Origin of the sequence: Psychrobacter sp. 4Dc (assembly GCF_002836715.1) — a bacterium.
Classification (GTDB): Bacteria; Pseudomonadota; Gammaproteobacteria; order Pseudomonadales; family Moraxellaceae; genus Psychrobacter.
Genome location: NZ_PJAT01000039.1, coordinates 65,231 through 86,016 on the forward strand (window position 1 = coordinate 65,231; position 20,786 = coordinate 86,016).

Annotated in this window: 14 protein-coding genes; 10 read left to right on the top strand and 4 right to left on the bottom strand. The window is 43.1% G+C overall.

Annotation, left to right across the window (positions count from 1 at the left end; genetic code table 11):
- Positions 1-76: 76 nt before the first annotated feature.
- From CXF61_RS02055 to CXF61_RS02085, 8 genes are all read left to right on the top strand, one after another.
- Entirely contained in the window at positions 77-1,222 is a 1,146-nt protein-coding gene (locus CXF61_RS02055; protein ID WP_165596981.1) for a beta-ketoacyl-ACP synthase III, read from the top strand.
- Positions 1,223-1,456: 234 nt separating this feature from the next.
- Positions 1,457-2,548 carry a peptide chain release factor 1 gene (gene prfA / locus CXF61_RS02060; protein WP_165596982.1) on the top strand — a complete coding sequence of 364 codons (1,092 nt, stop codon included), beginning with the start codon at positions 1,457-1,459 and terminating at the stop codon, positions 2,546-2,548.
- Positions 2,549-2,678: 130 nt separating this feature from the next.
- Positions 2,679-4,217, top strand: a complete 1,539-nt coding sequence (gene lysS / locus CXF61_RS02065; protein WP_165596983.1) for a lysine--tRNA ligase — start codon at positions 2,679-2,681, stop codon at positions 4,215-4,217.
- A gap of 115 nt (positions 4,218-4,332) precedes the next feature.
- Positions 4,333-4,794, top strand: coding sequence for a hypothetical protein (locus CXF61_RS14095; RefSeq protein WP_227526570.1), 462 nt, complete (start codon positions 4,333-4,335; stop codon positions 4,792-4,794).
- Positions 4,795-4,932: 138 nt separating this feature from the next.
- A complete protein-coding gene (locus tag CXF61_RS14100; RefSeq protein ID WP_227526571.1) occupies positions 4,933-5,595 on the top strand; it encodes a hypothetical protein in 663 nt (220 codons plus the stop codon).
- Between the two features lie 69 nt (positions 5,596-5,664).
- Entirely contained in the window at positions 5,665-7,590 is a 1,926-nt protein-coding gene (gene dnaX / locus CXF61_RS02075) for a DNA polymerase III subunit gamma/tau (protein WP_165596984.1), read from the top strand.
- Between the two features lie 233 nt (positions 7,591-7,823).
- A complete protein-coding gene (locus CXF61_RS02080) occupies positions 7,824-8,723 on the top strand; it encodes a LysR family transcriptional regulator (protein ID WP_057760292.1) in 900 nt (299 codons plus the stop codon).
- A gap of 140 nt (positions 8,724-8,863) precedes the next feature.
- Positions 8,864-9,745: an IS982 family transposase gene (locus CXF61_RS02085; RefSeq protein ID WP_165596985.1), complete on the top strand. Its 882-nt coding sequence runs from the start codon at positions 8,864-8,866 to the stop codon at positions 9,743-9,745.
- A gap of 85 nt (positions 9,746-9,830) precedes the next feature.
- Here CXF61_RS02085 and CXF61_RS02090 read toward each other — a convergent pair whose 3' ends face one another.
- Complete coding sequence (locus CXF61_RS02090) at positions 9,831-11,012, bottom strand: aspartate aminotransferase family protein (protein ID WP_165596986.1); 1,182 nt, start codon at positions 11,010-11,012, stop codon at positions 9,831-9,833.
- Between the two features lie 40 nt (positions 11,013-11,052).
- On the bottom strand, positions 11,053-11,244 hold the full coding sequence (locus CXF61_RS02095) for a DNA gyrase inhibitor YacG (RefSeq protein WP_165596987.1): 192 nt from the start codon (positions 11,242-11,244) through the stop codon (positions 11,053-11,055).
- Positions 11,245-11,433: 189 nt separating this feature from the next.
- Here CXF61_RS02095 and CXF61_RS02100 point away from each other — a divergent pair, with 189 nt between their 5' ends.
- The gene (locus tag CXF61_RS02100; protein WP_101205914.1) at positions 11,434-12,108 is read left to right on the top strand and encodes a class I SAM-dependent methyltransferase; all 675 of its coding nucleotides are present in this window, start codon (positions 11,434-11,436) and stop codon (positions 12,106-12,108) included.
- A 133-nt stretch (positions 12,109-12,241) separates the two neighbouring features.
- Here CXF61_RS02100 and CXF61_RS02105 read toward each other — a convergent pair whose 3' ends face one another.
- Positions 12,242-13,636, bottom strand: coding sequence for an ABC1 kinase family protein (locus CXF61_RS02105; protein ID WP_165596988.1), 1,395 nt, complete (start codon positions 13,634-13,636; stop codon positions 12,242-12,244).
- Positions 13,637-14,085: 449 nt separating this feature from the next.
- Complete coding sequence (gene purD, locus CXF61_RS02110; protein WP_165596996.1) at positions 14,086-15,402, bottom strand: phosphoribosylamine--glycine ligase; 1,317 nt, start codon at positions 15,400-15,402, stop codon at positions 14,086-14,088.
- Between the two features lie 458 nt (positions 15,403-15,860).
- Here purD and CXF61_RS02115 point away from each other — a divergent pair, with 458 nt between their 5' ends.
- Positions 15,861-20,708: an NAD-glutamate dehydrogenase gene (locus tag CXF61_RS02115; protein ID WP_165596989.1), complete on the top strand. Its 4,848-nt coding sequence runs from the start codon at positions 15,861-15,863 to the stop codon at positions 20,706-20,708.
- The last annotated feature ends 78 nt before the right edge of the window (positions 20,709-20,786 follow it).

The following is a 20,786-nucleotide window of genomic DNA, read 5'->3' on the forward strand; positions in this document are numbered from 1 at the left end:
ACTGAATTTAAATGGTTATTATTTTCCACTTTTATGCTTATTCCAAGCACCACAGTAGTAGACAAGGAAGCGTATCATGACGACTTGTATCACAGGCACTGGTCTTTATATCCCACCTTACAGCATTAGTAACGAAGAGCTAGTTGAGTCATTTAACCAGTATGTTGAAAACTATAATACCGAACATGCTGAAGAGATAGCTGCAGAAACAATGACGGCACTTGAGCCTTCTTCAGCTGCTTTCATCGAAAAAGTATCTGGCATCAAATCACGTTATGTGATGGAAAAAGACGGTATTTTAGACCCTGAAATCATGGCACCAGTCATTGCCTATCGTAACTTAGGTGAAGAGCTGTCTGTGATGGCAGAAATGGGCGCGGCTGCGTTAAAAGACGCATTGGCTGATGCTGGACTTGAGGCCAATGACTTAGACGGCATTATCCTTGCTTGCTCAAATTTCCAGCGTACGTATCCTGCGGTTGCCATTGAAATCCAAAATGCCATTGGTATGGTTGGCGGCTTTGCTTATGATATGAACGTTGCGTGTAGTGCGGCGACTTTTGGTCTATCACAAGCACATGGTTCTATCATCTCTGGTTTGGCCAAGCGTATTGCTGTGGTCAACGTTGAGATTACCTCAGCGCATCTAAACTGGCGCAACCGTGACAGCCACTTTATCTTCGGTGATGTAGCGACTGCTTCTATCGTTGAAGAATTAGATACGCCAAAAGGTTATGAGATTCTAAACTCTAAGCTATTTACTCAGTTTTCGACCAACATTAAAAACGAATATGGCTTTATGGATCGCTCAGAGTATCTAGCAGCACAGACTGAAATGTATCCAGATATCAAAGCACCGGTCACTGACAAGCTGTTTTTGCAAAACGGTCGTAAAGTATTCCGTGAAGTCTGTCCGAAAGTGTCAGAGATTATCACTGAGCACTTGCAAGAAAACGACATCCCAACATCTGATGTTAAGATGATGTGGTTGCATCAAGCCAATGCCAATATGTTGGATTTGATTCTACGTACCGTGGTTGGTAAAGATGCCGATAAATCGATTGCTCCGAGTGTTATTGCTGAATTTGCCAATACTAGCTCAGCGAGTCCTATGATTGTATTCCATCGCCACAAAGACGACTTAGTATCAGGCGATCTGGGCGTTATTTGCTCATTTGGTGCAGGTTACTCTATTGGATCGGTCTTAGTTCGCAAGGTCTAATACTTTGACTACTTGTTTTGATAAAAATAGCTAAGAATATTCTTAGCTATTTTTTTGTCTGTTGTTTTTGCTATTGAAATTAAGCTGTGACATCTAAATATAAACAGAGATGTTTGAGAAGATAACGTCAAGATTACCGACAATATCAACAAGAATGATTAGAGGTTTTAATTTACCCCAAAAAATTTGCTATAATCACGGGCTTATTCCTCTTATCTAATTAAAAGTCCTTTTATGAAAGAATCCTTACGCCTGCGTTTAGACCAGATGGTAGACCGTTATGAAGAGGTCACCGCTTTATTATCAGATCCTAGTGTCATCAGTGATAATAATAAGTTCCGTGAATTGTCTGTTGAGCACAGCGACTTGATGGAGATCACGACGCTGTGGCAAAACTACGTGGGTGCAGAAACGGATCAGGCTGATGCAGAAGCGATGCTAGCCGATGCAACAGATCCTGACATGAAAGAGATGATGATCGATGAGATTGAGAGTGCGCGTGATACCATCGTAGAGATGGAAGAAGCGCTTAATCTGATGATGCTACCAAAAGATCCTAACGATAAAGTACCAGCATTTTTAGAGATTCGTGCAGGGACAGGTGGCGATGAAGCAGCGATTTTCTCTGGTGACTTGTTCCGTATGTACCAAAAATACGCGCAGAGCCAAGGCTGGACACTAGAAGTGCTCTCTGCAAATGAAGGTGAGCATGGCGGTTATAAAGAAATCATCACTCGCGTATCTGGCAACAGTGTATATGGTCGTCTAAAGTTTGAATCAGGCGCTCACCGTGTACAGCGTGTCCCTGAAACCGAGAGCCAAGGTCGTGTTCACACGTCAGCTTGTACGGTTGCGGTCATGCCAGAAGTTGAGATTGATGATAGCGTCGATATCAATCCTGCTGATATCAAAATGGATACTTTCCGCTCAAGCGGCGCTGGTGGTCAGCACGTGAACACGACTGACTCTGCCGTACGTTTGACACACATTCCGACAGGTACCGTGGTAGAGTGTCAGCAAGAGCGTAGCCAACACAAAAACCGTGCGCATGCTATGAAAATGCTGGTCTCTAAAATCCAGCAAGCCAAAGTGCAAGCACAGGTCGATGTGGCGGACTCTATACGTCGTGACTTGGTCGGTAGTGGCGATCGCTCTGAGCGTATCCGTACCTATAATTTTCCACAAGGTCGTATGACCGATCACCGTATCAACCTTACCTTATACAAGCTTGATTCCATTATGGAAGGCGACTTGGACGAGATTCTTGATGCACTACTGCGTGAGCATCAGGCTGATTTGATGGCCAGTATCGGTGGCAATGACTAGTAGCTAGTCTTTAAGAGTACCAGTAGTTTTATCGTTTTTATCACCATATCTGTTCTTATAATAATAAGTATTGATTTAATTTTTCTGTTTTCGTTTATCCATTTAATTACCTAAAAATATTGAGAGTGTTATGTCAAAGCACAATAATCAGAACCAAGATCAAACCCCAGTCGTAGAAGATGCTAACGAGCTAATCGCACAACTGCAAGCCAAGCTAGATGATATCAGTGCTTCAGGTAAACAGCCGTATCCTAATACGTTCAAACGCACTGATTATGCGCAAGACTTACAGACGGCTTTTGATGGTGTCTCAAAGCAGGAAATTGAAGAAAAAGCAGCAAATGGTGAAAAAACACAGGTCAACGTGGCAGGTCGAGTCATGCTCAACCGTGGTTCGTTTATCGTGATCCAAGATATGACAGGCCGTATTCAGTTATATGTAGCACGTAAAGAGCTTGATGAGGAAACGCGTGCGAGCATCAAATCACTAGATTTGGGTGACATCGTTGGGGTGTCAGGCTACATCGGTCGCTCAGGTAAAGGCGATTTGTATGTGCATATTGAAGAAATTACGCTACTGACCAAATCACTACGTCCAATGCCAAACAAGTTCCATGGCTTGGCTGATGTCGAGGCGCGCTATCGTAATCGTCATCTTGATTTGATGACCAATGAGACGACTCGCAATACCTTTATGGTTCGTAGTCAGATCGTTAGTGGTATTCGTCAATTTATGCTCAATGAACGTTTTATGGAAGTCGAAACGCCAATGATGCATCCGATACCAGGCGGTGCAGTAGCCCGTCCGTTTGAGACGCATCATAATGCATTAGACATGCCTTTATATCTACGTATCGCGCCTGAGCTTTATCTTAAGCGTCTAGTCGTTGGCGGGTTCGAGCGCGTATTTGAGATTAACCGTAGTTTCCGTAATGAAGGGGTTTCAACCCGTCATAACCCTGAATTTACCATGATTGAGTTCTATCAAGCATACGCTGATTATCATGACTTAATGGATTTGACTGAGCGTCTGTTTAATCAGTTAGCAATAGATGTGTTGGGCACAACAGAGCTTACGTATCAAGAAGAAGCCATTAGCCTAAAAGCACCATTTGCTCGTCTATCAATGTCTGATGCGATTGCAAAATATGCTGAAAACTTTGATATGACACGTATCAATGATCGTGAATACCTAGCAGAATATGCATCTATGACACTTAAGCAGCAAGTCAAAGATGTGTTTGGTGTGGGTAAACTACAGACAATTATCTTTGAAGAAACTGCTGAGCATCAACTGCGTCAGCCAACGTTCATCACTGAGTATCCTGCTGAGACCTCGCCACTAGCGCGCCGTAGTGATGACAATCCTGAGATTACTGATCGCTTTGAGCTGTTCGTTGGTGGTCGTGAGTTGGCTAATGGTTTTAGTGAGCTTAATGATCCAGCAGACCAAGCTGAGCGTTTCCGTGGTCAGGTTGCTGAAAAAGACGCGGGCGATGATGAAGCCATGCATTTTGATGAAGAGTATATCGAAGCATTGTCTTATGGTTTGCCACCGACAGCTGGTGAGGGTATTGGTATCGATCGTCTAGTAATGCTATTTACCGACTCTGCTAGTATCCGTGATGTGATCTTGTTCCCGCACATGCGCCGCAAACAAGACAGCTAAGATGGGTTTGCTTGCTATAAATCCAAACTGATACTTAACTCAGCATAAAAAGCTTTTGCTCATTTTCACAGAATGGGTATCAGCTTTTTTGTGAAATATCGTTTATAGAGGTATTATGGATATTCAGCAAGCATCATATACGCTATGGCAAAAAATGATTCAGCAATGTTTTTTATCATTGTATGAGTTGCCTGATGACAAAATCACTGACTCTGATCATTTTCAGGGTTATGATTTTGTTTTTGAGTTTTCCGGCGCTACTATTTATTTGCTCGTCAATACCGTCGTGATGCAGGCAACTAAGCAAGAAGTGGATAATGCTAAAGCTCGTGAGTGGAGAAAAGAAGTTGTTAACCAACTTATCAAACGCCACGCTCAGATTTATCAAAAAAATGATAGCCTAATTGTAGATAGAAATGCCGCGACAACTGATAAAGCGGTTTATTTTATTGGCTTAACGTCATTGTCTATCAATCATCAAAACGATCAATCGGGCCATTCATCTTATGCAGTTGGCTACGAATATGGCAGTCGGTTTTTTGCAGAAGACTGTGTTTTAGACTTGGATGATGAGTAAAGTATCCTACAAGTCTTTAGTCATCAAAACTTCGTTGATATCCTTAATCAGTTAGTGACGCCAAGTGATTTAACAACCTTTTTGGATTTCCATCGTCGTCAACTGTCTAGCTTTGCATCATTTCAAAACGAATCAACATTGCTTAAACAGTTTCTACAATCACCTGACTTTCATCAAAGAGCGATTAGGGTGCAAGAGCAGCTAATCGATAACGAGTTAATTGAGCAAGTTGAATTACGCTTACTTAAAGCAGTAGAGCCAAATCAGACTGTGTATGCCGATGCCTTAATGGCTGAGATGCAAAAAAATACTGGGATGTGGTTCAAGCTGTTTAACAGTGTTCTTGAGCGTTATTATGAAGCGGGTAGACCTTTACCAAATGAGCAGGTTGATATTTTGGTAGATGAGTCAATCTATACCTATGCGTGTCTAGTAGAAAAAATCTTAGCTTATAGAACCATGGATCAAGACTCGCGCTGGAATGGTTATGTCCGTCATGAGCATTCTTATCATGTATTTGGACGCCATTATCTCATGGTGTTTTATGCGCAAGACGATAGCAGTTCGCTGAGCGCAGAAAATGTTAGGCTTTCTTATAAAGATTTGTTGTCAGATACCAATGTCCAGTTACAGGAGCCTGTAATGGATGATTTGTTTTTACTGGGCGTAGAGTTTAGGCCGTGCGAAGACAGTGTAAACACTGAGGTTTATCTGGATATATTTCATCAAGCTGGCTCATTGATTGATGAAAGCACTCAGCGCTTATATGACCGACTGGCCCAACTTCAAGCTCAGTTATAACCTAAACATAGTACGATTCATTAGTTTGACGCTCCCTTTATATTTGTATTATTTACATTGGCATTTATTATGACGCAGCAATATCAAGTTTTAGCTCGCAAATACCGACCAAAAAACTTTCACGAGCTGATTGGGCAGACGCATGTGTCTCAAGCGCTGATTAATGCGATTGATTATAATCGTTTGCATCATGCCTATCTGTTTACAGGTACGCGCGGTGTGGGTAAGACAACGATTGCGCGTATTTTATCTAAATGCTTGAACTGTGATACAGGTATTACTAGTACTCCTTGCGGTGTATGTGATAACTGTGTTGCTATTGATCAAGGGCGTTTCATTGATCTTATTGAGATTGATGCCGCTTCTCGTACCAAGGTCGAAGATACGCGTGAGCTGTTAGACAATGTGCCTTATGCGCCAAGCCAAGGACGTTATAAGGTCTATCTGATTGATGAAGTACATATGCTGTCTACGCACAGCTTTAACGCGCTACTTAAAACGCTAGAAGAGCCACCTGAACATGTGAAGTTTTTATTAGCGACGACTGATCCACAAAAGCTACCGATTACGATTATTTCGCGCTGCTTGCAATTTGTCCTACGCCCATTACCACAAACGTTACTTAGCGAGCACTTAGCAAATATCTTGACCAAAGAGCAGGTAGGCTATACTCAGCCAGCGATTTGGCAGTTGGCAAGTGCAGCTAAAGGTTCTGTACGTGATGCGTTATCATTGACCGATCAAGCCATTGCTTTTGGTCAAGGCGCACTGGATGATGCGACTGTCAATGCAATGCTTGGTCTCATTGACGCTGCTGACTTAGTGCGTCTAATCACAGATATCTATAATCATGATAAGTCTGCTGTTGCTGCTCATATTGAGCAAATGCGTGCGCAAATGGTCGATGCGACTAGTATGTTTGATGGGCTCGCTGAGCTGTTGCATCAGTTGGCATTAACTCAGCTGTTACCTGAGGTCGCTCTCAATGTCAATGAGGCGCAAGCAAAAGACATTTATACGCTAGCTCAGCATATTAGCCCTGATGTCTTGCAGCTGTATTATGAGATTGTTGTACAAGCCCGTGAAGGTGTCAAGCTTGCAAGTACACCGATGCAAGCGCTTGAGATGTGCATCTTGCGATTACTGGCGTTTCGTCCTTTGCCAGTCGATGAAGTCTTGGGCAATACTTATGATAGTAGTGGGTCTGCTACCAAAGTACCAGCTATAGAACCAGTTTCTTCGGCATCAGCTCCAGATGCTATTGCACATGAGGCGTCAGCACCGCCGCCAAAGCTTTATAATGTTGATTATCCGGCTTCAAGTCACGATGAGCTGCAAAGCGGTATTGATTATAATGACAATTTAGCACAGTCAATGGCTAGTGCTATGCCTGAACCAATTGTTGAGCCTGAACCAATTGTTGAGCCTGAACCAATTGTTGAGCCTGAACCAATTGTTGAGCCTGAACCAATTGTTGAGCCTGAACCAATTGTTGAGCCTGAACCAATTGTTGAGCCTGGCGCAAATGATTCTCAATTAACAGCACACTCTGATGAAGACCCACGTACGTTGCTGCGTTGTCCACCTCAAGAACTGACAGGCGAGTGGAACCCAGAAAAGTGGGACTACTGGTTGCAAACTGCTCGTGAAAGCGAGGTATTGGCACAAGATGAGCTAGCACTGGCACGACAAGGTACAATGACTGGTCAATGCAATGGCAAAGCCACGTTTTTGACCAGTGTTGATAGTAAGCATTTGCAGGTCACTTTTCAGCAATTGGCAGCTAAGCTACAACAGCAATTTACGCAAGCTGACATTGACTTGAAAATTGATAGTAGTATTATGCAGACCGAAGATAAAACCCCAGAGCGCCGACAGAAAAAACGTTTAGAGCAAGCGAAAACCGTTGCTGAAACGAAATTACTAAAAACACCAGTAATGCAGTATTTAACTGAACGTGGTGAGGGTAAAATGGGTAAAGTACAGCTGTATTAAGATTTTAGAGCAGTGTTTGCTCAAAATATCTAAAAGTATATTTATATATTGAACGTAGTTTTATATTAAATATCAAGGTGATAGCAATATATCACCTTGATATTTTTGTTTTTATTACGGGTCAAAATATATTTATCAAACAAGAGAGAACCATTTGATAACGATAAGATGAATGTAAAGTCGTTATAATGGTTAAGTTATATTAAAAACTGAAATGACGTTTAGGTGAGAATATGTTGGATAATTTACGCGGTATGGCTGTGTTCGCCAGTGTGGTCGGACATGGCTCTTTTAGTGGCTCAGCACGTGAGCTAGGTATTACAACCAGTGCAGTCAGTCAGCAAATTCGTTCGTTAGAGAACGAGCTTGGCGTGGTATTGCTACATCGCTCAACTCGTAAGCTAAGCTTAACAGAAGCTGGCGAGAGCTTTTATGAAGCGGCAAAAGATGTCGTCAGTGCAGCAGAGCAAGGGCGTATTAAAGTTAATCAATTGCGTGATGAGCTAGCAGGTAGCTTGCGTGTATCGACGACTCCTGAGCTTGGTGTTAATCATATACTGCCAGCACTCTCTACTTGGATGGCGGCACATGATGATCTAAGTGTCACTTATCTAGCTGACAATCATTATATTGATATGATTGATGAGCGTATTGATATTGCTATTCGCATGAGCCCATCGATTAATGATTCTAGTCTGAGCAGTCATCCATTGACCGATGTGCGCCAACTATTGGTTGCCTCACCCCAGTATTTGCGTCAGCACAGTAAGCTAAATACGCCTAAAGATTTGGCTGAGCATCAATTAATCTGTATTGAAATCATGAAAGATGCCAATCAGATTGATATGATTCAGACTGAAACGGGTAAAAAAACGCGTGTCAAAATGAACTCACGTATCTATACCAACAACGTGTTTATGGCAACTACGTTGGCTAAAGAAGGTCATGGTTTGGTTAGAATGCTAGAAATGGACGTCAAAAAAGAGCTTGAGAGCGGTGAGTTGGTAGAAGTGTTGACTGGCTATCAACTACCAAGCTTTGTGCTATATGCGGTCACTTTAAATCGAGACCAACAGCCAGCTAAAATTACTCGTTGCCTAGAAGTACTGAAAAAATACTTCCATGCGAATTAAGTGTTGTTCTCACTACGCACGAAAAGTTTTTAGTTAGCAGTTAGCAGCTATACCCCACTCTCAACTTCGAAAGTGATTGAAAAAAGAAGAGCACCTCACTAATCTATTGTTTTCGACCAAGAATACAATGGAGTTGTGAGATGCCCATAGACGAATTTATCATCAATATCTATTTAATGGTAGAGCAATATTACAAAATAGTCGTCACCAAACCCTTGCGAAGTGCAGGTTACGCGCCAAAGCTAAGTGATCCTGAGGTTATTTGCATGGAGATGGTCGGTGAATTTTTACACCTAGATCAAGACAAACAAATTTGGCAATACTTTACCCAGCATTGGCAAGACTGGTTTCCAGCCATCGGCTCATACCCTAACTTCGCAAAGCACTGCGCCAATCTGTGGCAAGTCAAACAGCAGATACAAGATAACGTCAGTCAAATTGAAGGCCGTGACAACATTCATTTTATGGATGGCTTTTGGGTACCCGTCTGTCATTATGGACGCGCTTATCGGCATAAGAATTATCAAGACTTAGCAGCTTTTAGCTACTGTGCCGCTAAGCAAGAGAGGTACTATGGCTTTGAAGGCCATTTGCTTGTTAACTTATCGGGCATGATTAAAGGCTTTACCTTTGCTCCTGCCAATGTTGATGAAAGAGCGGTTGCCCCAGAAATCACCACTCATATTCATGGGCTACTTGGCGCTGATAAAGGGTATATCAGCCCTAGTCTGACATCGTACTACGACGCTCAAGGCGTGGATTTACAAACGCCACTCAGAGCCAACATGAAAGAGGATAGACCCAAACCTGTGGTAAGGCGGCTAATGAAAGCCCGCCGTATCGTTGAAACAGTCATTGGTCAGTTATCAGAACGATTTAATATACAAAGGGTACGAGCAAGAGATTTATGGCATTTGTCTCATCGATTGATTCGTAAGATTCTTTCACACAATCTGTGCTTTGTACTCAACAAAAAACTTGGTAATCCGCCTCTTCAGTTTGATTTGCTTATTTCAAGTTGAGAGTGGGGTAGACAACAAAAAAGCCTATAGATAATGAATCATCTATAGGCTTTTTTGTTGTCTATTATTAACGTTGAAGCATGCTTTAAAATGATGGCTTTAATAAATTAATTAAACGCTCAATAACTTGTGTGCTTTCATCACGGCTCATGTTAAGTGGTGGCAGCAAACGTACAACATGACCACCCGTCACATTAATGATCAGCTTTTGCTCATCACGGGCACGATCTACCAGTTGGTTACAATCCATATCTTCAGGTAGCGCGATACCAATCATCATACCTGCACCGCGACTGCTAACGCCATGTTGACCAAATGTATCAACGATACTTTCTCTAATGAATAAACCCTCAGTCACTGCGTTTTCCATGATATTACTATTTGCTAGCACGTCATATACGCTATGTACCACACGGCTGGCCAATGGTGTACCACCATAAGTAGAGCCGTGGCTACCAGCGCCAAACAGACCATTGGCACGGCCACGTACCATGCACGCACCAACTGGGAAACCATTACCTAGACCTTTGGCTGTCGTCAACACATCAGGGCGAGCATTGCTATGTTGATAAGCAAAATATCTACCCGTACGGCCATTACCTGTTTGCACTTCATCCAGCATAAATAGCCAGTTATGAGCGTCACATTCCGCTTGCAGCTCTTCAAGATAAGTAAAGCCATTAGCTGCAGTGTTTAGGCCACCTTCGCCTTGGATCGGCTCTACAAAGATAGCGCAGATATCATCATGTTCTTGAGCAGCTTGTTTGACGGCAGCGATATCGCCAAATGGCACACGAATAAAGTCCTCATCTAGCGTATAAAATCCTTCACGTGCTTTTGGATTTGCAGTAGCTGACAAAGATAATAACGTACGACCATGGAACGATTGCTCCATTACGATAACTTTTGGACGTTTAAAACCTTGTTTGTACGCGTATAAACGTGCCAGTTTTAATGCAGCTTCATTGGCTTCGGCGCCGCTATTGGCAAAAAACACGCTGTCCATTTGGGCGGCGGTACATAGTATCTCTCCAGCACGCTCTTGCCAATCAATGCCAAACAAGTTGCTCGTATGAATTAACGTACCTGCTTGCTGCTGAATCGCGTCAGTGACTTGTGGATGACAGTGTCCTAAGCCGCATACCGCAATACCAGTCAAGGCATCTAAGTAAGGCGTGTCATCTTTGGTATAGAGCCAACTGCCTGCACCGCGTGTAAAGCTGATTGGTTGACGATTATAAGTGGGCATCAGGTAAGTAGCAGACATGTAAAGCATCCTTGGTATAATAATTGAGTAAAAGTGTGGGTTATAGCTCGTCAGAAAAAGGCGTGGTTTCTGCAGGTAAGGTGTAGTCTTCGTTTGCCCAAGCACCTAAGTCGATCAGCTTGCAGCGACTGCTACAAAACGGCTTGTATTTATTGTCTTGCCAGGCCGTCTGAGTGCTGCAACGTGGACAAGGGTAGGTCTTTGGAGGCGTATTTTCAGTAGAGTCAGTCATAAGAAAAGAGCAATGTCCTAAATGTTATTAGTATTGGTTGCATATGGCACGAGCAGAAAACGCATCCGTCATTTAAATTACGACGAAACGAGGCGTACTTGCTATCGCTGTATTACTATTCAATTGGATTGACTATATAATAGCATGGGGCCGAATAATGACAAAAGACAAATGCTTTAAGGATAGTAGATGACCGACAATATTGATCTCACGCATCAGCAAGAGCGTGCCTTTCAACCACAAAAACTGTCAGCACCGCGTGACTTTATTATTCCAAATATCATCAATGACAATAAAGATGAAAAACCGTTGATGCTAGAGATTGGGGCAGGGAAGGGTAAGCATGCACTTAGCTTTGCCGCACAAAATCCTGATAAGCATCTGATAGCCATTGAACGCACGCGTAATAAATTTGAAGCATTCTCAAAATTAGCCACTCTACAAAATCTATCAAACCTAGACGCGATTCATGCGGATGCGATTGCATGGACAGTGCATGCAATCAAACCAAACAGCTTGGCTAAAATCTTCATTCTTTATCCCAATCCTGAACAGCACAATCCAAATCAGCAATGGCTGAACATGCCTTTTTTTGAGTTTCTCTTATCACGCTTGCAGGTGGGCGGAGAAGTGATATTAGTCACTAATATCGAATCCTATATGGACAATGCAGAACACCAAGCAACCAAAGTGTGGTGTCTACCATCAACACGTTCTCGAGTACCAGCGACCAGTCAGCGCACTCATTTCGAAGTGAAATATCTTGCCCGACAAGAGGTGTGTTGGGAGCTAAGTATTCGTAAGCCAAAGTGGTATAAAACAAGATTCGATGATTGGCAGGTAAGTGCTATAAGCGAAAAATAATAGCCTAAGTAAATATAGGGCTTATGTCAGTGATACACAGTAAAGTTAGTAATATTAGATATAAAATAGCCTAAGCAAGTAAAAATAAAACAGTAAAAGCCGTCACTAGAAGACGGCTCAAAATTTACACAGTTTATAAATAAGGTTTTACGAGACTGTTAGAGTTGGTATGCGCATCTAGAACAGTTAAAAAGGTATATGCACCGATAAACTTGCGGCTAATAAACATAAATTCTTTTGGTGGTAGATTAAATTCAAAAGATTGCATTGCGCGTGTAGCCGTAGTAGATAGGCGTGAATGTAATTTACTGTTGGCCCAAATATAGCGATTCTGCTCATCCAAACATTCGCTAGGGATATTAGTGTGTTTCTCAGGATCACTAAAAGGCTCGGTAGCCAGTAAAAATAACGAAGCAATATCTGAACGAACTTTATTGCTCATGCTATCGAAAAAGTCATATCCTTTCATAGCAATGCTCATTGCTTGCTGATCATGACGATATCCTGCGCGTAGTAGATCACGGGCAATCGTTAATAAGTCACCATCAAACTGACGAATCGCTCCAAAATCTAGCAAAACCAATCTATCGATATCTTCTTCGTTTTCGCTCACACGCACTAAATAATTACCAAAGTTGGGATCTGTTTGCATCTCACCCCATACAAAAATCTCTTGCATCATGATTTCAATAGCCGCTTGGCCAATGGCATTACGGCGTTCATGAGGTAGTAATTGCAGTGCTTCCGAGACCACAGTGATACCTGGCTCGTATGACATACATAGCAGACGCTTTTTAGAATAAGTGCGATTGATCTTAGGCACGATATAGCGCGGATCATCAATTAAACGCTCATAAAAACGCTCCGTCGTAGCCGCTTCCGCTTCATAATCGACTTCGTGATGGAGTAGGTCACGTATTTCCTCAAACCAAGCGTCGAGTGCGCGTGTTTGGGGAACGATATTACTTACTTTTAACAATCTTTTGAACAAGGCAAGGTCAGAGTTGATAGCGTCTGCCACACCCGGATACTGAATTTTTAACACAACTTGTTCGCCAGTGGCGAGTACGGTCGCACGGTGAACTTGAGCAAGAGAAGCAGTTCCGATGGGGACAGGATCAATGTCTAGCTCGTTTAGTTTGTTGCCCAGTAACTGGCGTAATGTTTGCTCAATCGTCGGCCAAGTCAATGTCGCCGTGTCATCATTAAGGGTTTGCAAAGCACGCGTAATCTCTGGCGGCAGTATATGCTCACCATAAATCGCTAGCATTTGACCAATCTTGACGACCGAACCTTTCAATTTACCTAACTCTGATGCCAGATAATTTGCCTGAGTTTCCATAAATGCCTGATTACGTGCAGTACGTGCTTCTTTATTTAAGAACATACCAGACACGCTATTACCCGCCCAACGACGACCAATATTCAAAGAAGTTTTTGCAATCGACATACGACGATCAAACCCTGAGGTTTTTAGGCTATCGATTGATTGCTTGTTGCTAAAAGGTTTAGACGTATCATTTGCCATAAGTATAATCATTCATCCAATTGGTATTGATTTGCGGGTTCGAAACCTACAATACAAGGGAGACGTGATGCACAGGTACAAAATTGTATCATATAAAGCGCGTTGGTTTTATGAGCCTGAGCTGGCCATTGATAGTTACTTTGTAAGCTAATATCTAGCGGTAACTATTGATAAATAGGTGCTTACTAGTTTGAGTATGATTGATAAATAGCTAGAATTTTTTAGCAAGGTCACTTGTTATTAAAACTTAGAAAAATCTATTTATAACCAATAGATTAGTATTAAAAAGATACTAAAAAATAAGACCTAGCATGATGCTAGGTCAAATAGTGATGTAGAGCTATAAAATACAGAAATACTATTAATCAAACATATTGAGCGAAACCTTCGCATTATCTGAAATGTTGCCCAAGACGTTACTCAATATGTCTCTTAGGATGCCTTAGCTGCTAAGCGTTTTCGCGAGTGATGGCATGATGACCAATATCACGGCGGTACTGCGCACCATCGAAGCTAATAGCAGCGGTGACTGCTAAAGCTGCTTGCTGAGCATCAGAAATACTATCTGCTAGCGCAGTCACACATAAGACGCGCCCGCCGTTTGTGACGACTTCTTTATCATTATCATTAGAAAATGCCGTGCCAGCATGGAAAACTTTAACAGCTTCGTCGTTGTTAGGATCTAGTTCTGGCAAGCCAGCAATCACATCACCTTTAGATGAAGTTTCAGGGTAGCCTTTTGATGCGACAACGATACCTAGAGCAGGGCGCGCATCCCATTTTGCTTCACTAGGTAATTGACCTACCAAACCTTGTGCGACCAAATCGACCATTGATGACTGTAAACGCATTAAAATAGGCTGCGTTTCTGGATCACCAAAACGGCAATTAAACTCGATGACATACGGGTCGCCTGCCTTATCAATCATAAGACCAGCGTATAAGAATCCAGTATAAGGATGGCCTGCGTTTTTCATGGCATCGACTACTGGTTGAATCACTTGCTGCATGACTTTGTTATGAACATCGCTGGTAACAACTGGAGCAGGGGAGTAGGCACCCATACCGCCAGTGTTTGGACCAGTATCACCTTCAAAAGCACGTTTGTGATCTTGGCTGGTTGCCATTGGCAAGATGTTATCACCATCAATCATACAGATAAAGCTGGCTTCTTCACCTTGTAAAAACTGCTCGATAACCACGCGGCTGCCAGCATCACCGAACTTGTTGTCCGCTAGCATATCGTCGATAGCTTCATGTGCTTGTTCGATCGTTTCAGCAACGATAACGCCTTTACCTGCAGCAAGACCATCTGCTTTGATAACGATAGGCGCGCCTTGCTCATCGACATAGGCTTTTGCAGCGACTGCGTCGGTAAAACCTTGATAAGCAGCGGTTGGAATGTTGTTTTGTTCCATGAACTCTTTAGCAAAAGTTTTTGAGCCTTCTAACTGTGCACAGTATGCTGTTGGGCCCCATGCTTTAATACCTGCTTCACGACAAGCATCAACAATACCCGTAACCAAAGGCGCTTCTGGACCGACAATTACCATGTCGATATCATTATTTTGACAAAACGCGATAACAGCACTATGCTCGCCTGCGTCAGCATCGATAGACTCTAGCGTAACGTTTTGGCATTTAGGCTCAAGGGCGGTGCCAGCATTACCAGGAGCGATGTAGACATTTTTTACATTGTCATCTTTTGCACATTGCCATGCCAATGCGTGTTCGCGACCACCTGAGCCAACCACCAAAATATTCATCATACCTTTTGCCCTTAGCATTAAAGTTAATAGTGAGCGAGTCGTACGCTCTTAAATATGTTGGCATATTCTAACAAAAAAACGCCTTCAATTACCATGAGTATCCGCCTGCCAGCATCGAATCATCCATATCGATGTCCAAAACCGCATTGTCTCATTAGTAAAGGTTATCGACACATCGCTGATTCATGAAATGATGTTGTACACTTTAGCTCGCGCCTTATGTGCGTTACACTTCACTATATTGGTAGTATTAAATTCTGATGGCTACATATTAATAAAAAATAAGAGCAAAAAAGGAGAAAATTTCTAACTGTTATAAAAATAAAATAAGTCGCGTGAATGGAAATACTGCACCGTTGCACCAATGATGAATATGCAGTAACAGTAGTCAATCTCAATCGATAAACTTAAATAAATAAATGTTAAACCAAATCTATAAAAAAAGGACGCAGGAAATGCCAAACTCCCTCAGTATCGCAAAAGAGCGCATTAGCCAGATAAGCGATATTGCTACCAGTTATGTACAAAAAGACAAATCGCTATTTGATCATTTTATTCATAGCTATTATCAGCCGCTGCATCAAGAAACTGCAGAGGCGATTAGTAATGCTGACTTGGCGGGCATGGCGCTACATCACTTTACACTACTCAAAGCTTACGACGGCAGCAAGCCGCAGCTGACAGTACTAAACCCAGCAGCAGAAGAGCAGCACTTTCACAGCTCGCATACTGTCATTCAAATCGCAGCTTATGATAGACCATTCTTAGTTGATACGATTTTGATGAGCCTAGAAGCAGAAGGTATCGATGTTCATCGTACTTATAACATCATCATCAGTGTTGAGCGTGATGAAAATGGTGATATCACCCATATCGAAGGCGCACATGAAAGTGCCACTTCACATATGTCATTGATTCATTGTGAAATTGCTTACCAAGACAACGAAGACTTGGAAGCACTTCAACAGATGCTTATGTCAAAAATTGACACGCTTGATACGGTCGTTGGCGACTGGAAACAGATGCGTGCGCAGTTGAACGACATCAAAACGGAGCTTTCAACGAAGCCGCTACCAGAAGTATTCTACTCACAACAAGAAATCCAAGCATTTTTAGATTGGATCTTAGACGATCACTTCATATTCTTAGGTTATCGTGAATACCGCTTAGAAGGCGGTCAGTCTATCGAAGTGACTTCTGAGCCGACCGATTTGGATTTATTTGCGATTGGTAACAGTGGTCTAGGTCTATTACGTGGTTCTGAAAAAGACAAGCTATCAGAAAGCTTCAGCCAATTACCTAGAGGCCTAAAGCAATTATTGACTGAGCCGCGCGTGTTGATGCTGTCTAAATCAAGCCGTGTATCACCTGTACACCGTTCAGTATATATGGACTTTTTGGGCATTCATAAGTTCGATGACAATGGCAACCTAATTGGTGAATACCGCTTTATCGGTTTGCTTACGTCACAAGCCTATCAGCTGACTGTACAGCAAATACCGCTATTGCGAGAAAAAGCCAATAAGATTATGGCGATGGCAGACTTGCCACGTGACGGTCATGCCCATCACAAGATGATGCATGTGATTAACACCTTACCGCGTGATGATTTGTTCCAAGCCAGCGTCGAAGAGCTATATCCAATTGTTTCGGGCATTACTCAACTACAAGACAAAAAGAGCTTACGTCTATTTAGCCGTATCGACCATTATCAGCGTTTTGTTTCGTGCTTGGTCTATATCCCGCGTGATAAGTTCAATACCGAGCTACGTATCAAAGTACAAAACGTCCTAAAAGATGCCTATAACGGTATGTCTTCAGGGTTTACCACTGAGTTTAACGAATCTGCGCATGCTCGTGTGCATGTCCACGTACGTACCGTGCCTGGCCAAGTAAATGACGTCAATATCGCTACACTTGAAGCCAAATTATCAGCACTCATGCAATCATGGGATGATAATTATCAAAAAATGCTACTCGACAATGTGGGCGAACAACAAGCCAATGCTTTAAATCGTCGCTTCTTAAACTATATTCCTGCTGCCTACCAAGAGCGTTTTGATGCTCGTACCGCAGTCGAAGACACGAAGCGTCTGGCAGGACTGACCGCAGAGCAACCAATGCTTTGGCATTTATACCAGTCGACAGGCGATGCACGTAACCAGCTCCATCTAAAACTGTACGGTCGCGAGCAGCCGGTTATCTTGTCAAAAGTGCTACCAATACTTGAAAACTTTGGTGTGTCAGTTATCTCAGCACAGACTTATGAGTTTGACTTGCCAGAGCAGCCTATCTGGATGCAAGAGTATGAGTTGACCCTAGAGCATGTCGATACGGTCAATATGCAAGTCGTGCGTGGTCAGTTCGAAGACAGCCTCAAGCAAATCTGGGCAGGCCGAGTGGAGAGCGATTCATTTAATGAATTGGTACTAACAACTAAGCTCGATACTTATGATGTCGTCGTATTGCGTGCATTGTCTCGCTATATGCTGCAAGCACGTGCCCCATTCTCTAGTGCTTATATTCAGCAAACCGTGGTCAAAAACAGTGATATCAGTGTCGCGTTAGGTAGTTTGTTTGACGCACGTATGAATCCTAAGTATAGCGAAGAAGATCGTCAACAAAAAGCCGCTACTATTCAAGAGGAAATTACTGCTGCGCTAGCAGATGTAGATAGTCTAGACGAAGATCGTATCTTGCGCTGGTACTTAGATTTGATTAATGCGATGGTACGTACCAACTTCTATCAAGTTGATAGTGATGGTCAGCGCAAAGATCGTCTGTCATTTAAGTTCTTGGCAGCAGACATTCCAAACTTGCCTAAACCAAAGCCAATGTTTGAGATATTTGTGTATTCACCACGCGTCGAAGCTGTGCACTTACGTGGCGGCAAAGTCGCTCGCGGTGGTCTGCGCTGGTCAGATCGTATGGAAGATTTCCGTACTGAAGTGCTTGGCCTTGTCAAAGCACAGATGGTCAAAAACGCAGTAATCGTCCCTGTAGGCTCTAAAGGCGGATTTATTGTAAAAACCAAGAGCATGGCTGATGGTCGTGAGGCGTTCCAAGCAGAAGGTATCGCTTGCTATCAGACATTCTTACGCGGCATGCTTGATGTCACAGACAATATTGTAGATGGCAACATCGTCCCGCCAACCAACACGGTACGTCATGATGAGGACGACCCGTACTTGGTTGTTGCAGCAGACAAAGGTACAGCTACCTTCTCTGACATAGCCAATGCGCTAGCAGCAGAGTACAACTTCTGGCTAGATGACGCCTTTGCATCAGGTGGTTCAGTAGGGTACGACCATAAAGCAATGGGTATCACAGCTCGCGGTGGTTGGGAGTCGGTCAAACGTCACTTCCGTATGCGCGGTATGGACATCCAAAACCGTGATGACTTTACCGTTGTCGGTATTGGTGACATGAGTGGGGATGTATTCGGTAATGGCATGCTGCTATCAACGCATACTAAGCTGGTTGCTGCTTTTAACCATTTGCATATTTTCATTGATCCTAATCCAGATACGGCAGCCTCGTACGCTGAGCGCGCACGCTTGTTTGAATTGCCACGCTCATCATGGGCAGATTATGAAGCATCATTGATCAGTCAAGGTGGTGGTATCTTCTCGCGCCAAGACAAAACCATCGCTATCAGTCCTGAGATGAAGTCGCTCTTCGATATCAGTGAAGATAGCCTTGCACCGAATGATTTGATCAGTGCGTTACTACGGGCACCTGTCGATCTTATTTGGAATGGTGGTATCGGTACTTATGTCAAAAGTGCAAACGAAACGCATGCTGACGTGGGCGACCGTGCGAATGATTCGCTGCGTATCGATGGTAATGAGCTACGTGCAGCCGTCGTTGGTGAAGGTGGTAACTTAGGTCTAACCCAGCAAGGTCGTATCGAGTACGCTCAAACGGGCGGACGTATCTATACAGATGCAATCGACAACTCAGGCGGTGTTAACTGTTCGGATCATGAAGTCAATATCAAAATCCTACTTGGCAAAGTGGTCGAGCAAGGTGATATGACACTGAAGCAACGTAATGAGCTGCTTGAGAGTATGACTGACACCGTAGCAGAATTGGTACTACGTCAAAACTACTTGCAACCACAAGCGATCGAGCTGAGCCATATCCGTGCCGCAGCCAACCTGAGTGATCATCAGCGCTTTATTCAGATGTTAGAGAGTGAAGGGCGTCTGGATCGTGCGATTGAGTATCTACCATCAGATGAAGAGATTGCGAAGCGCCAAAAAGCAGATACTGGTCTGACCAATCCTGAGCTAGCAGTCGTCTTGGCTTATGGCAAAATGTGGGTTTATGACAATCTACTCTTATCTGATTTACCAGATGATCCGTACTTTATCAATGAGCTACGTAAGTACTTCCCAGATGAGCTTGCGTCACGCTTCTTTGACGAGATGACTGAACACCGTTTGCATCGCGAGATTATCAGTACTTACTTGACCAACAGTGTGGTCAACCGCTTAGGTATTGAAGCGCTATTCCGTCTCTTTGAGGAAACCGATCAATCACTAGCCACTATCGTACGTGGTTATGCGATTAGCCGTGATGTATTCAACGTATCGCGTGCTTGGAAAGCACTTGAAGCTCTAGACAATCAAGTTGAGGCGACGTTACTGCTGAACCTTGAGCTACGTCTACGTGATTCACTGGAGCGCGGTGTGGTTTGGTTTATCAATGCCTTCGGTCAAAACTTGCAAGTTGCTGATATGATTAGCCGCTTCAGTGAAAGCGTAGAAAAATTGACCAAGCCAAGTGGTTTTATCGAGCAGCAGTTTGCCCAATATCTGCAAGAAGATACCAAGCGCTTGATGCAAAAGGATCTGTCTGATAATGACGCTACGCTATTTGCGATGCTACCGTACCATGTCGATGCGCTTGATGCCGCGTTGCTTGCTGAGCAATACGAGCGTCCTGTTGATGAGATTGCAACCTTATATTTTGAAGCTTATCAAGTATTGCAATTAGACTGGATGATGGAAAATATTGCCAGCCTACCACAGCAAGATTATTGGGATCGCCGTGCTCGCCATGCGTTAGTGAACGAGCTGTCACGCAGCTTGCGTCTATTGATGGATGCGGTACTCTCAAAACCAGATGCTAAGCAAGCATTTAGTGAATGGAGAGCAAGACACGTCGATCAGCTTGCTGCAGTCACTACAGAGATGAATAAGTTGGATGAGCTGCATAGCAACGATGAAGAAGGTCAAATCGGTCTTTCAACGTTGTCCGTATTGATGAGTGAGCTTAGTGGTTTAGTTACTAAGTAATGAAGTAATATCACTCCCAAACTGTCTCAAAAAAAACCACCGTCCTTAATGTTCGGTGGTTTTTTATTGCCTAAAAGA

What these genes read in the sequence shown, in the direction of transcription:
- CXF61_RS02055 (WP_165596981.1), top strand. Translation starts at nt 77, where the DNA reads ATGACGACTTGTATCACAGGCACTGGTCTTTATATCCCACCTTACAGC.
- prfA (WP_165596982.1), top strand. Translation starts at nt 1,457, where the DNA reads ATGAAAGAATCCTTACGCCTGCGTTTAGACCAGATGGTAGACCGTTAT.
- lysS (WP_165596983.1), top strand. Translation starts at nt 2,679, where the DNA reads ATGTCAAAGCACAATAATCAGAACCAAGATCAAACCCCAGTCGTAGAA.
- CXF61_RS14095 (WP_227526570.1), top strand. Translation starts at nt 4,333, where the DNA reads ATGGATATTCAGCAAGCATCATATACGCTATGGCAAAAAATGATTCAG.
- dnaX (WP_165596984.1), top strand. Translation starts at nt 5,665, where the DNA reads ATGACGCAGCAATATCAAGTTTTAGCTCGCAAATACCGACCAAAAAAC.
- CXF61_RS02080 (WP_057760292.1), top strand. Translation starts at nt 7,824, where the DNA reads ATGTTGGATAATTTACGCGGTATGGCTGTGTTCGCCAGTGTGGTCGGA.
- CXF61_RS02085 (WP_165596985.1), top strand. Translation starts at nt 8,864, where the DNA reads ATGCCCATAGACGAATTTATCATCAATATCTATTTAATGGTAGAGCAA.
- CXF61_RS02090 (WP_165596986.1), bottom strand. Translation starts at nt 11,012, where the DNA reads ATGTCTGCTACTTACCTGATGCCCACTTATAATCGTCAACCAATCAGC.
- CXF61_RS02095 (WP_165596987.1), bottom strand. Translation starts at nt 11,244, where the DNA reads ATGACTGACTCTACTGAAAATACGCCTCCAAAGACCTACCCTTGTCCA.
- CXF61_RS02100 (WP_101205914.1), top strand. Translation starts at nt 11,434, where the DNA reads ATGACCGACAATATTGATCTCACGCATCAGCAAGAGCGTGCCTTTCAA.
- CXF61_RS02105 (WP_165596988.1), bottom strand. Translation starts at nt 13,636, where the DNA reads ATGGCAAATGATACGTCTAAACCTTTTAGCAACAAGCAATCAATCGAT.
- purD (WP_165596996.1), bottom strand. Translation starts at nt 15,402, where the DNA reads ATGAATATTTTGGTGGTTGGCTCAGGTGGTCGCGAACACGCATTGGCA.
- CXF61_RS02115 (WP_165596989.1), top strand. Translation starts at nt 15,861, where the DNA reads ATGCCAAACTCCCTCAGTATCGCAAAAGAGCGCATTAGCCAGATAAGC.